Here is a 12,150-nt window from a genome sequence, read left to right on the forward strand (position 1 = left end):
AGGATTTTTCACGATGATTTTCCGGCTTAGATCGCCTGCAGGGCGCGACTCAAAAAGTCCGCGTGCACAGAGGTTCCGGAGGCCAGAAAGCGAATCTGCTGCCGCACGGATTCGGGATCGACGCCAGCGTGTTCCGCTGCCTGCAGCGTGGCGCGGCTTGCATCGAGCACATCGACACCTGTGATCTCGTAGCCGTAGCCCATCGAGATCCAGTGCAACGCCGCGAGACCGGCGGCCATGGCGAATCCCGGCTGCTTCTGCGCAAAGTCCCTGGCCGCGCGCGTCAACGTCCGGGGGTCGGTCGGGCTGGCATTGGCCAGCTTGATGGCCTGGTTGAACAGGCCTGCGTCCTTGGCTGCCGCGAACCACTTCCCTGGCTCGCCCGGCGACGCAGCAACCAGGTCGCTCAGGATGGTCTCTTGCGCGATGTGCGGATACTTCTTTGCGATGGCACGGAAAGTTGCCAGGTAGGTGGTGCCCTGGTTCGCTTCGCATGCATAGCGCCGGTATGCCTCGTCGGCAAGACCCGATGACAGCAGGATCGCCTCGCAAGCTTTCGCAATCTGCCCGTCCGGGCTGTTGAGGCCGCGCGTGTTTTCCGCGTAGGCCACGGCTTCAGCCTTTCTGCCCATCGCAAGCAGTGCCTTGACGCCCCAGCGTCGGTAGTGCCACATCTTGAACGGAGCGCGGTCCACCAGTGCGATCAGCTGCGCATGTCGCCCAGCTGCATATAGCGAAGCCAGACAGATCGGTGTCCCCGCAAAATATCCCCCGGGCCCCTCGGACCAGACGTGCTCGACGAGATCAATAAACCTGTCGGCCCACTCGCTGGCGATTTCGGGCGTCACGCAGAGTGTGTCCCATTCGTCCGACAGACCTTCGATATAGGGGACGCCCTGATCCTGAATGGCTTCCCATAGCCGCTCGAGCCAGGCCTGGCGCGTGACTGTGTCGACCTGTGCGCCAGCAATGACCGGGACCAGTGTTTCGATCGCACGATTCACGGCCGTGCCGATCGCACCTGACGACCCGTCGACGTGTTCCAGCGCGGGCGAAACTTTCTCCAGAAATTTCACAGCGCCCTCTGCCGCAAGCACTGTATCGCCGCGCGCCACCTGCCGGATCTCCGCGAGCGCTTCCTTGATACGCTGGATCGGTACGTCCGAGCGCCAGCCGAAAGCGTGGCGCCGGAAACGCTGGGCGAACTGCCACTTGTACGAGGCAGGCTTCACAGTGGTTCGTCCGTTTCGGATCGCAGATCCTGCAGGGGGCGCAAGGCGAGAATCATTTTTTCGAGCACCATGATCCAGTCCTCGAGTTCCTCGATGGTGCAATCAGCCTGTTCGACCAGCGTAAGGTCATCCGTCGAGCACGACAGGCTCGCGCCATTGATAACGGTATGCGCCATGGCGTGCAGGCGCAGAAGATCGTCACGCAAACCATCGGGCTCGCAGCGGGCGCGGATGGTGTCGAAAAGATCCACGGCCTGCTGGATGACGGTCGTGTCGTATCGCTGCTGCAATGATTCCAGCGCGTCGGCATCGACGATGCCATAGGGAGTCTCAAGGTCGGGCATGGGATCGGGATCTCCGCAGGGAACGGACCGGGCCGGCGAACAGGTGATCGTGTATCCACCCCTCGACGTGTCCAAAATCCAGTTCGTACCTGCCAAAACGTTTCAGGTTGCTGGTGAGGTAGGGACTGAGGAATCCAATGTCGTCGGGATTGACCTCAATGCCCTCATTCACCATCGATCGCAACGCCTGCATCATGTCCACCGTGTTCTGCAGGATCGCGGCCGAAGCCATCAGGTCGTTGTAACGCAGGCGTTTCTGCTGCTCGTCCGGGTCATTGACTGGCAACACATCTCCGCCGAACGAAAACCACTTGGCAAAGCCATTATAGGACTCGACCTTGTTGGTTGTGGCGGTGATCTCCTGTCGCAGTTCGTTGCTGCCGAGCCACTCAAGCAGGAATACCGTGCGAACCACCTTGCCAAGCTCCTCGGCCGCCAGGGACAGGCGATTTTTCGGACTGGCCGCACCGAAACGGCGCAGTAGAAGGGGCGATGAAATCGCTCCAGACTGGATCGACAGCGCGAGCTGCATCAGGTCCTTCCAGTGGCGCCCGATGAGTTCCCAGTCAACCGTTTCCGCGAAAAGATCATCGATATGTTTGTATCGGGTCGCAGCATCCACGCGATACAGCTTGAGGTCCTGCCAGTTGCGAATCCGCGGCATCAGCTTGATGCCCAGCAGGTAGGTGAAGGCGAACACCGCAGCCGACTGCCCCTGGGTGTCGGCGTGCACCGTATCGGCCTCAACGCTCAATCCAGCCTTAAGCAGCCCTTCGATCACGTAGATGGCTTCCCATATGCCCGGCGGGATGAAATGCCGGAATACCGCGATATAGTTGTCGGCGACGTGGCGGTAGGCGACCGCGCCCATTTTCCGGTAGCGGAAGTGATAGCCTGCCAGCAGGTTGTTGTCGTAGAAGTCGTACTGGGTGCCGTCGGCTGCCACCGTCTTGCCGTCTCCCCAGTGCTTCGGCAGGTCAAGCCGGAGATAGAGTTCGATCAGCTCGCGTTGTGCACTCTCAAGGCGTTCGAGACTCAAGTGCCGGCGGTTGACGAACGACATCATGTGCGGCGTGATCCTGTCACCCATGTGGCGCGCGGCCTGGGTGGGACCAAGATTGCACCCCATTGCGAAGATGGTAAGCAGGTACCGCTGTTCGGCGTCGCGGATTTTGGGATCATTGCCGCTTAACGGACCAAAGTGTCGTGTGAAATGTGTCCAGTGCTCGATATTGGCGAGTACGTCCAGCAGATTGCGCACAGGCATGCGCTTGACGATCGCCTTTTGCAGGGCCACCGCGCTTTCCGGGATGACCGTCGCCGTGGTGCGACGGACAACAAACTCACCTGCCTTGTTGACCGTCACATGGTCGGACTTCTCGGGAAAACGCTCATCCAACTGGCGTGCGGCATCGGAGAGCCATTCGCGCAGCTGCGCCACAAAGCCGGCACTGCTGTCGGCAATGCCAAGCCTCTCGCTGTATCCCGGCAGGCGCTTCTCACATTCATGCCAGGGCAACAGGTAATCGCGATAGTCTGCAAAGGCATCCGAGCCGGCTACGCACAGGTCTCCGCTGCGCAGTTCCCTCGTCATGGCGGACAGTACGCACAGTTCCAGATAACGCCGGTTTGTCGTCGCACCCTTCTCGGGCGGGCGGAAAACCAGCTTGCGCCAGCGCTCGGAAGCAAAGCTGAGATCGACCTCGACGTTGATCCATTCGCGATGAAGCGATTCGTTCCTGAAAACGACCTCCATTGCCTGCAGCAAGGACTCGGACTGGGTGGTCGAGCTCCATGCCAGTGCATGCGCCAGACGTAGTAGTACTGATCGATGTGCCTTGAAATGCCTCCACAGCAGCGGCAGATAATTTCTGCCGCTGTAGGCCCGGACCTCGGCACAGCTTTCGCGCAATGGTTCGAGGTCGCCCGACGGCGCCAGATATTGGCGAACACGCGCACCAAGTTCGGTGTCGTCGGTATAGTCGTCGAGAATATTGACGACGCCGTCAAGCGTATCGACCAGGCTTTCCATCTGTTCGCGCTGACGTGCCTGGATCTGGTCTAGCTCTTCCCTGGCCCGCTTGTGGATTGCGCCCATACGACGGATGAACATCTCGGCCAGGTCGTCGCGGGCTCGCACGCGCATTTGATGCAGCAACGCGACAATGAGCGTATATCGCCGCTCCGGCAGGGTTTCCTTCAGATTCGCCGCGTCCAGACTCATCGCCTGCGTCGAGAGGGAGCGCAGCTTTGTCGCGGGAACACCTTCCAGCGCATGGTTGAAGTCGCCAAAACCATCGAGCCAGGCAAGATGGTCGACGAGCAGGGAGATATGCTTTCGCGATGGGCGTAAGGCGTATCGCTTGATGGTGTTGTACGCGCTCTGGCGCTGGTTGAATTCGCGCTTGATCAGCCGGTCCAGTTGGGCCTTGTCCTCATCAGAGAGGCGACGCGAGACACGTCGGAACAGCGCTGTTTGAACTCGCGTGTGGATCTGCTCCACAATGGCATCGAGCGTCGAGAACGCGGGCAGTTCGACCTGCTGCTGGATCAGGCTGTCGATGGTTGCATTGATGATGTCCACCGGCTGATCCATCGTCTCGGCGGCCTCATGTGTCGCGCGTACCGCGATTTCGTTGGCATCGGAGCCGTAGTAGGACTGGATGCCGAGAAATTCTCGGATTGCCGCATAGTGACGAAACAAGGCGGGCGACCTTGCCCTGTTGTAGCCGAATGCGGCCTCGGCGCCTATGTTCGCGCTCGCCCGGATGTGCTCGATGACAACGGGGGAATGGCGTCAACGAAGGGAAAGTAGTGCATCTGCTGAAAGACCTTCAGCAGAACCAGCAGGCCCAGTCTCGAGGACTGGCCACGCGCGTTGCGGCGCACCCACTCAAGCTCTTCGACGTCCGGCGTATAGAACGCCTGCAGTTCCTCCGGTGAAAAACCCTTGGGAAACCTCGGATACGCGGTACGTTCGATGGTCGCCATGCCGGATTCCGGATCTCGAATGGGCTGGCCAGTGTAGCGCAAAAAATCCGGCAAAGCCGTCACACTTGTGCCAGTCTGTGCAACCAGCTGGCCGCTATAATTTTCGGATTCAGAACGCAGCGAAGGGGACAGAAACATGGGCAAAGCCAGCCAGCAGAAAAAATCGTCGCGCGCCCGCAAGCTGGGCACGCGCGACCTGGAGGCATTGCGACGGGGAGCGGTTCAGTCAGGGATCCCCGACGCTATCGTTCTCGATCGTAATGACCTGCCGCCGGAGCAGAAAATCTCCTGGCCCCTCGCCCAACTGCTTCAGGATGAGGTATCCGATCATCCAACACTGGAGGAATATCAGAGCGCACTGACGGCGATAGTTGCGGCGTGGAATACCAGCCTCCTGCCCGAGAGCGAGCGTGCTGAAGCGCTACGTGATCAGATCGGATTCGACAAAAGTGTTCCACCCGAAATACGGCGTGAGGTCACACAGCGCATCGAGCGCCTGATTGAGGAAAAAGTGGCCCGTTTTCCCCATGACCGCCGCCGTATCGTCTCGTGGGAGGCGAGGCTCGAAGGTGACGTACTCCGGGTCGTAGCGGCGGCGTCTGACGGTCCCCGGCACGATACCCTGGAGGATGTCATGCGGGGTTTGCTGCGAACGATGTCCGCGTAAGAGACCGCACATTCAGACCAGTCAGCTAAGGACGCGACCGTCCCGCGCTGACTGACCACGTTGACCTGTCTGCATGCCGACGCGCAAGCGGACGCGATAGCTCAGGGACGCATTCACGGCCCGAGTTCCTTATTCCATCAAAGCATAGAGATCCGTCGCTTCATAACTTTCAGGCTTATGATAGCAATTTGACCGGATCTTGGTCAGATCCCATCACGTCGTCGTGGCCGGCGATCTTGTCTTGCGCGGGTTGGGCCGGTGCAAGCGCCGGATTGGGCGCGCTGCCGTCGCCGGCTGGTGGCGCGTCGGCGAGCGCGTGTCGCGCGGCCCGCTCGGGGAAGCGCCGGATCAGTTGCGCGTCGACAAATTTCTTCAGTTCCGCGATATCGCCGGCCAGGTTGCTCATGTCGGGGCTGTCCGTGCCCAGCCGTTCGCGCAGCACGGCGGTGATCGCCTCGGCATGGTCCAGCGCAGCGTGCAGAAGCGCGGACGCCGCGGGCAAATGATCGTCGGCGCAGTCCATGCAGCACGCTTCCAGATCGACGAGCGTCGCAGGCGGCGTGCCGTCCGCGGATGGTGCGGCGACGATCGCACCGGTGGCGACGCGCAGATCGCGCAACGAGAAGCGCCCGAGCCGCGGCGACTGCACGAATGGCATGAGCCGGAAGCCGCGGAGCACGCTTTGCGGATCGGCGAGCGGCATGAGCGCGTTGGCGCGCGCGGTTGGATCGTTGTCGTCGTCGGCATCGAGTTGGGGATGCACGCCTTCCCAATACTGTTCAAGCAGGCCGCGCACCAGCGCGAGTCCGGCGACCCAGCCTGCGAGTCCCTGCTGATGCGCGTGTGCCGCGCACAGGTGGACGGCCACGCGCAGGTCCTTGGTGCGTTGGAACAGCGCCTCGGCGGCGCTCGACACCTTGTCCCAGTCGGGTTCCTGCGCGACTTTCAGGCTGTCGCCCATGGCGCGCTCCGGCGTCGGCATGGCGATCCGTTCGAGTTCGATAAATGCCGGATCGTATTCGAGGTTCGGACCCGTGGGCGCGGTGCCGTCGATGGGAATCAGCAGGGGATCAGTGGTGGTGGAGTCGTTCATGGTCGGGTGCGTTGGGGTGCGAGGAAGCGAAATGGCGGCAGAACGTGCGGGCGCGCTTGCGAGACCGGCCGGCCGGTCAGCCTGCGACCGGTTGGTTTGCCTGAATGGCCGGCCTTCGCACGGGTCGCACGCGCAGCGCGTTAATACATCACAACACCTGAGCGCCACCGATTATTCCGGCGCAGAACAGTCACAACGCGGTGCACAAGACAGGAACTCGAATCGTTTGATTCGCTCTGTTTAGTTTCTGAAAGCAACGTGTTTAGTGGTTCCCGCTGCACGGTTTGGAGGCGCTAGCATTTGCTTACAATTATGCGGATTTCACGCATGCCCCCTGCGACGCCACGTCTTTGCAGGGCCGCACGCCACACCGGAGAAAACATGCACGGGATGTCGAGGAAAAGCGCGCCCGTTTGGCGCTGCGCGGGGGGGACCCCATTGCGCAAACGTTTTTCGTACGCTGTACAATCCGCGAACTTCTTTCAACCGGTTTCATGGCCAGTTTCCGGCTCGCGTGCCGGCGGCAACGCCGCTTTCAGCCTGTCAATCATGTCAACAGCAGATGTCGAGAATCTGCCCGGTCTTTTGCCGGGCATGCTGCCGCGGCTCTGGGCATTCTCTCTTCGCCTGTGCGGAAATCAACACGACGCCGAGGACGTGCTTCAGCGTGCCTGCGTGCGCGGACTCGAACGTGCCCATCAATTGCAGCCGGGCACCTCGCCGCTGAGTTGGATGTTCTCCATCGTTCATTCCACGTGGATCAACGAACTGCGGGCGCGCAGTGTGCGCAGCCGTTCGAGCATGGAATGGGACGACAATTTTCTCGAGACCGTGCCCGATCCCGGTGCACGTAATCCCGAATCGACCTTGATGAGCAGCGAGATCATTACCGCTGTCGAACGTCTTCCGGAAGCGCAGCGGATCGTCATGCTGCTGGTTGCGGTGGAAGGCTTGAGTTATGCGGAAGCCGCCGAAGCGCTCGACGTGCCCATCGGCACGATCATGAGCCGCCTGTCGCGCGCACGGCAGACAATCGGCGCCCAGTTCGGCGAACGCGAGCCCGCGACGGCGCGCGAACCCAAAACCCAGCGAGCCAGCCAATGAAGATCGATGACGCCAGTCTGTTGGCCTACGTCGACGGGCAGTTGTCGGCGGAAGAGAGCGCCAGAGTCGAGAAGGCGATTCAGGAATCGGAGGAAGTCGCCTCGCGCGTATCGCTGCTGCGCGCCTCCGATCTGCCGTATCAGGAAGCCTTCGCGCGGCAGTCGCTGCCGCCGGTGCCCGAATCGCTCAGCCTCAACATCGATGCCATGATTCGTCAGCATCTCGCTGGCGGCGCTGGGGCGGCGGCTGCGGCCAAAGCATCCACGTCCACGTCATTTGAAGCCGATGTGGGCGATGCCGAAGAAGACGCCGAGTCGCTCAGCGCGAACGTACATCGGTTGAAGCCGCGCGCGCGCTCCTTGCTACAGTTGTCGTGGCCAAAGCTGGCGGTCGCGTTCGTGGCGGGCGCGTTTTGTTGGGGCCTCGCGTTGCGCCTCGTGCCGCAACTCGCGGGCGGCGGCAACAGCGGCGTCACGACCACCGCCGACGCCTCCGGCATGACGCCCTGGATCAAGGCCGCGGCGAGTTACCAGCAGCTCTACACGCGTGACACGGTCGCGCTGCTGCAACCGGACATGAGCGCAACGGCGAGCACGGTCGCGGATATCAATCAGGCCGACAATCTGCCGGTGCACATTCCCGATCTGCGCAGCCAGGGTCTCATGTTCAAGCGCGTGCAGCGGCTGCGCTTTCACGACAAGCCGCTCGTGCAGATCGTCTATCTGCCGCAGAAGGGCAAACCGGTCGCGCTATGCGTGCTGCGCGAAGCGAAGGCGGACGCGGCGCCCTCGAGCGGCAGCGTCGACGGCATGGACGTGGTGTCGTGGCGGCGCGGCGAACTGGGCTACGCGCTGATCGGCGAACCCGGCGCGGTCGATCTCGACGCGCTCGGCAAGCAGCTGTACGGCGGCCAGGTCGCGGCCACCATCAGCGCTATCGGCATGGGTGACGATGGCCGCCGCAGTTGAGCGAGCCGCTGCCTACGGAATGTGCCGGGCAGTGCCGATGTTTGTGCTGAGGTCTGTTCATCACACGGTGCGTCGTGCCGGACGGCCGCGCGATGCCGTCGCCGCATGCCCATGAAGTCCCCGCACTCACGCGAGTTGCCGGCGCGCGCGCGAGGTCTCGACCTCGTGTTGCGCTGGGCCGTCGTGCTGGCTGCCCCCGCGCTGCTCGCCGCGCTGTTCACGTGGTGCGGCGGCTGGTTTTCCACCCGGTTGAACGCGCCGCGTATCGTCGATGCGTTCGAGGCGATGACCCGGCCGCATCCCGGTTTCAGGCGTAATCACGCGAAAGGCATTTGCGTGACCGGACATTTCGACAGCAATGGCACCGGCGAATTTTTGTCGCGAGCGAGCGCGTTCGCGCGCGGCAGTTATCCGCTAGTTGGACGCCTGTCGATGCCCGGCAGCGATCCCACGCGCGACGACGCCACCGGCATGGTGCGCAGCTTCGCGTTGAGCATGACGCTGCCACATCGCGGAGACTGGCGTCTGGCGATGAATTCAGCGCCGATCTTCGCGGTGCGCACGCCGCAAGCTTTGTTCGAACAACTGCAGGCCGACGCGCTCGATCCGCGCACAGGTCGCGCTGACCCCGCGAAAATGCGGGCGTTTCTCGACGCGCATCCCGAAGTTCGCGCGTTCAACGACTATGTCGAAGCGCATCCGCCGTCGTCTGGTTACGACAATGCGATGTACTACGGCATCAGTGCATTCCGTGTGACCGACGCGCACGGCGTGCGGCGTTTCGTGCGCTGGGAGGTGGTGCCGGGCCACCCGTACCGCGCCGTCGATACACGCGAGCAGCGCGATCCCGACTTCCTCTCATACGATCTGATGAGGCAGCTCAGCAAAGGCCCGCTGCGCTGGCATCTCGTGTTGAACGTCGCGCAGGACGGCGACACGCTCGATGACTCGACGCGCGAATGGACCCGTTCGCCAAGCCGCTTGCGGATCGACGTAGGCACCGTGGTGATTGAGCGCGCGCAAACGCAGATAGACGGTCCGTGCCGCGACGTCGTGTTCGATCCGACCATACTGCCCGACGGAATCGCGCCCTCCGCCGATCCGCTGCTTGCCGCTCGCGCTGCTGCGTATAGCGTGTCATTCCAGCGCCGCACGCGGGAAGAGGCCGCGGTGGCGCGCGCAAGCGGGCATTGAGTCGTCACGCAAACGCTTTGCCGCGGCTCGCACATGTTGCATTTCGAGCCGCCGCCCATGCCGGACAGCGTTGGGGAAGAGGCGACTGCGGGTATCATGGAGGTCTGTGGGAGAGCGAACATTCGCTCCGGCCCGGTTGCGATCCAATCAGGCGTCCAGCCCTTTTTTTAACCTATCGTCCAATGAAACCCGACGACAGCCAACTGATCGCGTATGCCGACGGCGAGCTTAGCGCTTCGCAGGCGGAGTCGGTCGAGCGCGCGCTGGCCGAGTCCGCCGATCTGCGCGAGAGCGTCGACTTGCTGCGCGCTTCCCGCCTGCCGTATCGCGAGGCATTTGCCGCGCAAAAATTGCCGCCGCTGCCGGACGACCTTCGGCTTCGCATCGAAGCAATGGCGGCCAAGGCGGAGAACCAGTCCGTAGCGACGAAGGAAAACTTGCGGCGTTCGCTGCCACGCATGTGGCTTGCGGCCGCGTTTGTCGCGGGTGCGTTTTGTGCGGGGCTCGTGCAACAACTCGGCGGCTGGCATGGAATCACCGGCGACCGCGCGGCAACGGTCGCGTCCTCGGGCGTGCGGCCGTGGATGAGCGTGGCCGCCAGCTATCAGCAACTCTACACGCGCGACACCGTCGCCGGTCTCACGCCTGACCCCACCGTGTCGGCGAATACCGTTGCCGCGATTCGCGATCAAGACGGCATCAACCTGCGCACGCCGGATCTGCGTGCGGTCGGCATGACCTTCAAGTCGATCGAGCGTTTGCATTACAACGGCAAACCGCTGGTCCGGATGGTTTATCTGCCCGCGCGCGGCACACCGGTTGCGCTCTGCGTGATGAAAGACTCGCGCCCGGATCAATCCATTGCCCAACGTCAGATGAATGGCATGACCGTCGTATCGTGGCGGCAGAACGAACTCGCCTACGCGTTGATCGGCCAGCCGGATTCCGGCGATCTCTCGAAGATCGCCCGGCAGATTTCCAACGGCGGCGTGGCTGCCATGTTCGCGCGCAACGTTAGCGACAGGCCGGGCCTTGGTTGATGCGAGCTAAGGTCAGGTCTGGTGTATGGGCAGGTTGATGGTCGGCGATTTCAAGCGGCGAGTTGCTGCTGAGCCGGTCGATCGTCTTGCACCGGTTCGCCGTCCCTGAAGGCAATGCCCTCCAGTAACAGCTTGATCTGTTCGGGGCCGTTGATGCGCCGCCAGTTTTTTTCGGCATCCTCGATCAGCTTGAATGCCAGACCAAGGAAGGTCGGTCGCGACACGCAGTTGCGCGTGCGCGTAGTGCGGTGGCGCACGGTCGCGAACGTCGACTCAATCGCATTCGTGGTGCGCAAATGTTGCCAGTGCTCGGCCGGGAAGTCGTAAAACTCCAGTAGGCTCTCCCGGTCTTTCTTCAACGTTTCGGTCGCCTTTGGATATTTCGCCCCATAGACCGTCACGAAACGATCGAACGCGGTGTACGCATCGGCGCGTGTCGCGGCCATCCAGATCGCCTGCAGGTCTGCCTTCGCTCACCTCCCCCTCCCGCGTCAGCGGGTTAGTACAACATTTTTAATCTTGAATTTCACATTATTAAAGTTGTCCCCAATTTTTAAACAGGGAATCGTTGCATGACAGGTCCTTGGGGAGTAGGATTTAATCCTATTCAGCGCCGGGAGGCTCCGATGCGAACGACGCAGCAGATGAGTATTACGCTACCCAATGAAATGGCGGACTTTGTCCGCGACAAGGTTGCTCGCGGCGATTACGCATCCGACAGCGAAGTGCTTCGAGATGCGCTCCGGGTGCTTCGTGAGCGGGATCGGGCAGTCGAAGCGTGGTTGCGCGATCAGGTTGTTCCTGTTGCGCAAGCACTCCGCGACGACCCCGGGCGAGCGCTGTCTGCCGATCAGCTGCGCGCTGAGCTCAAGAAATCCCGGGCGCGTCGCGGATGAATTGGAAGGTTCAGTTTGCCCCTGAAGCACTCGGCCAGTTGCAGGAACTCGAAGAACGGATCGCACGGGTCGGTGCTCCAATCACCGCGGAACGTTATGTCGATGCAATCGTAGACTTCTGCATGTCACTGCAGACCTTCGCTGCTCGCGGGGTCGCACGCGACGACCTGTTGCCGGGACTTAGAATCACGCACTTCCGCAAGCGCGCGATCATCGCTTACTTGCTGGACGACGAAACTGTCTCAATCTTGGGCGTCTTTTATGGCGGGCAGGACTACGAGACCGTGCTTGGATCCGAAGACAGATAAGTCACAGCGGAAATCAGGCGTCACATATCCGCTTGCTCGCGCAGGCGTGCCGCACGCGGATTTAGTGCAACAACCTGCTGCACAATTCCAGGCGAATGAGCGCGGCGGAGTAGCCCATGCTTCAAGAAGTGCAGGAATCACTGGAAGCGGAGTTCCCGTTGATCGGCTTGATTAAAACAGGCCGCCGGCCAGATGTGCCCGAGGCGTGGCATGCGTGCAGCCGGAGCACGATAATCGAGATCCTCCCGCCATTTAATTTGACATAATGTTAATTATCGACATTTTGGTTGTTAGTCCAAAGTTCAGATGTCGT

11 protein-coding genes and 2 pseudogenes are annotated in these 12,150 nt (G+C 61.7%); 8 read left to right on the forward strand and 5 right to left on the reverse strand.

The window, feature by feature from the left end; genetic code table 11:
- Nucleotides 1-26 precede the first annotated feature (26 nt).
- From CJU94_RS35905 to CJU94_RS35915, 3 genes and pseudogenes are all read right to left on the reverse strand, one after another.
- Nucleotides 27-1,232, reverse strand: a complete 1,206-nt coding sequence (locus CJU94_RS35905; RefSeq protein ID WP_011875610.1) for a hypothetical protein — start codon at nucleotides 1,230-1,232, stop codon at nucleotides 27-29.
- The gene (gene tnpC / locus CJU94_RS35910) at nucleotides 1,229-1,576 is read right to left on the reverse strand and encodes a Tn3 family transposase post-transcriptional regulator TnpC (protein ID WP_011875611.1); all 348 of its coding nucleotides are present in this window, start codon (nucleotides 1,574-1,576) and stop codon (nucleotides 1,229-1,231) included. The genes CJU94_RS35905 and tnpC overlap by 4 nt, the downstream gene beginning before the upstream one ends.
- A pseudogene (locus CJU94_RS35915) lies at nucleotides 1,563-4,567 on the reverse strand (Tn3 family transposase). Before CJU94_RS35915 ends, tnpC begins: the two are co-directional and overlap by 14 nt.
- Before the next feature lie 136 nt (nucleotides 4,568-4,703).
- On the opposite strand from CJU94_RS35915, the gene CJU94_RS41105 reads away from it, so the two are divergent.
- Nucleotides 4,704-5,234 (forward strand): hypothetical protein, encoded by a 531-nt coding sequence (locus CJU94_RS41105; protein ID WP_157763860.1) that lies wholly within the window; start codon nucleotides 4,704-4,706, stop codon nucleotides 5,232-5,234.
- A 175-nt stretch (nucleotides 5,235-5,409) separates the two neighbouring features.
- Here the strand turns inward: CJU94_RS41105 and tssA are convergent, their stop codons facing one another.
- Nucleotides 5,410-6,327 carry a type VI secretion system protein TssA gene (gene tssA / locus CJU94_RS35925; RefSeq protein WP_095423365.1) on the reverse strand — a complete coding sequence of 306 codons (918 nt, stop codon included), beginning with the start codon at nucleotides 6,325-6,327 and terminating at the stop codon, nucleotides 5,410-5,412.
- Nucleotides 6,328-6,876: 549 nt separating this feature from the next.
- Here tssA and CJU94_RS35930 point away from each other — a divergent pair.
- The 4 genes from CJU94_RS35930 to CJU94_RS35945 all read left to right on the forward strand — a co-directional run bounded on the left by CJU94_RS35930 (nucleotide 6,877) and on the right by CJU94_RS35945 (nucleotide 10,633).
- Nucleotides 6,877-7,431, forward strand: coding sequence for an RNA polymerase sigma factor (locus CJU94_RS35930; protein ID WP_095423441.1), 555 nt, complete (start codon nucleotides 6,877-6,879; stop codon nucleotides 7,429-7,431).
- Nucleotides 7,428-8,399: an anti-sigma factor gene (locus CJU94_RS35935; protein WP_095423366.1), complete on the forward strand. Its 972-nt coding sequence runs from the start codon at nucleotides 7,428-7,430 to the stop codon at nucleotides 8,397-8,399. Before CJU94_RS35930 ends, CJU94_RS35935 begins: the two co-directional genes overlap by 4 nt.
- A 111-nt stretch (nucleotides 8,400-8,510) precedes the next feature.
- Nucleotides 8,511-9,593, forward strand: a complete 1,083-nt coding sequence (locus CJU94_RS35940) for a catalase family peroxidase (RefSeq protein WP_095423367.1) — start codon at nucleotides 8,511-8,513, stop codon at nucleotides 9,591-9,593.
- A 182-nt stretch (nucleotides 9,594-9,775) separates the two neighbouring features.
- Nucleotides 9,776-10,633 carry an anti-sigma factor family protein gene (locus CJU94_RS35945; RefSeq protein ID WP_095423368.1) on the forward strand — a complete coding sequence of 286 codons (858 nt, stop codon included), beginning with the start codon at nucleotides 9,776-9,778 and terminating at the stop codon, nucleotides 10,631-10,633.
- 50 nt (nucleotides 10,634-10,683) lie between these two features.
- Here CJU94_RS35945 and CJU94_RS35950 read toward each other — a convergent pair.
- Nucleotides 10,684-11,106: pseudogene (locus CJU94_RS35950) on the reverse strand (transposase); the annotation flags it as partial.
- Nucleotides 11,107-11,259: 153 nt separating this feature from the next.
- Between CJU94_RS35950 and CJU94_RS35955 the strand changes: the two are divergent.
- From CJU94_RS35955 to CJU94_RS41110, 3 genes are all read left to right on the forward strand, one after another.
- Entirely contained in the window at nucleotides 11,260-11,529 is a 270-nt protein-coding gene (locus CJU94_RS35955; RefSeq protein WP_095423369.1) for a type II toxin-antitoxin system ParD family antitoxin, read from the forward strand.
- On the forward strand, nucleotides 11,526-11,837 hold the full coding sequence (locus CJU94_RS35960; RefSeq protein ID WP_095423370.1) for a type II toxin-antitoxin system RelE/ParE family toxin: 312 nt from the start codon (nucleotides 11,526-11,528) through the stop codon (nucleotides 11,835-11,837). The genes CJU94_RS35955 and CJU94_RS35960 overlap by 4 nt, the downstream gene beginning before the upstream one ends.
- A gap of 116 nt (nucleotides 11,838-11,953) precedes the next feature.
- Nucleotides 11,954-12,103, forward strand: a complete 150-nt coding sequence (locus CJU94_RS41110) for a hypothetical protein (RefSeq protein ID WP_157763861.1) — start codon at nucleotides 11,954-11,956, stop codon at nucleotides 12,101-12,103.
- Nucleotides 12,104-12,150 lie beyond the last annotated feature (47 nt).

The sequence above is a fragment of the Paraburkholderia aromaticivorans genome (assembly GCF_002278075.1).
In the GTDB taxonomy this organism is placed as follows: domain Bacteria; phylum Pseudomonadota; class Gammaproteobacteria; order Burkholderiales; family Burkholderiaceae; genus Paraburkholderia; species Paraburkholderia aromaticivorans.